This window comes from Pseudomonas sp. FeS53a, from assembly GCF_000931385.1.
GTDB lineage: Bacteria > Pseudomonadota > Gammaproteobacteria > Pseudomonadales > Pseudomonadaceae > Metapseudomonas > Metapseudomonas otitidis.
The window spans coordinates 1-807 of the sequence record NZ_JYFT01000036.1 but is presented as its reverse complement, the minus strand read 5'-3'; the positions used below and the strand labels follow the sequence as shown (position 1 = coordinate 807).

1 protein-coding gene is annotated in these 807 nt (G+C 61.3%); it reads right to left on the bottom strand.

The annotated features are described in order from the left end of the window. Positions 1-15 precede the first annotated feature (15 nt). Positions 16-807, bottom strand: a 792-nt coding sequence (locus tag SZ55_RS10305; RefSeq protein WP_044405246.1) for an IS110 family transposase, incomplete at its 5' end; no start/stop codon positions are given.

Genomic DNA, 807 nt, shown 5'->3' with positions numbered 1-807 from the left:
GTGGGAGATTCCATGTCAATCCGCCGTAGCGACGCGAGGTCGATATGGCTTCTGACTTCTCATCACGGCAAAGGCGATCCTAGCCAGCTTGCGCGCCAGGATGACCAGCGCTTCGGTTCTCTTCAGGCCGCGTTGCAGGTAACCCTGGTAGCAGTCTTTCCAGGCGACGGTGCGGCTGGCTGCCATTGCTGCCGTATAGAGCAGCCGGCGGATTTCCGGATCGCCCTGCTTGGTCAGCTTCCGTCGGCCGATGTAACGACCGGACTCCCTGACCCGTACATCCAGTCCAAGAAACGCGATAAACGAATCGCTGGAGCGAAAGGTTCCGCGCAGAAAGGCCAAGCTCAGGGCTGCGGCGCTGATGGGACCAATCCCTTCGATCGCCTGGCAACGTCGGGCCTGTGCTGCCAGCCCTGCCTCGTCCAGGGTTTCCTGCAAGGCCTGATCAAGCTTGCGTTCCAGCGCCTTCATCGACTGGAGCACCGTATCCAGGGCGGCTTTCAGCTGGCGGTCCTGGGCAAAACTCAGGCGCAGGGCCGTCATGTTGCGCACCAGGGTGGCTCGACGGTGCAGCAAGGCTTGGAGCTTCCGGTAAGCGCGGCCTGGCGGGCTCCAGGGCTGCAGTTGGTGCTGCTCATGGCTGAGGTAGCGAGCCAGCAAACGAGCATCACATAGATCGTTCTTGACCCGTCCCCCAATTCCTTTGCGGTAGTTACTCAGGCGATAGCCGTCGATCATATAGACGCGATGGCCTCGCTTGTGCGCCAGGACCGCGACGGCAACGTGGTAGGTGTTGGTAGCCTCGAT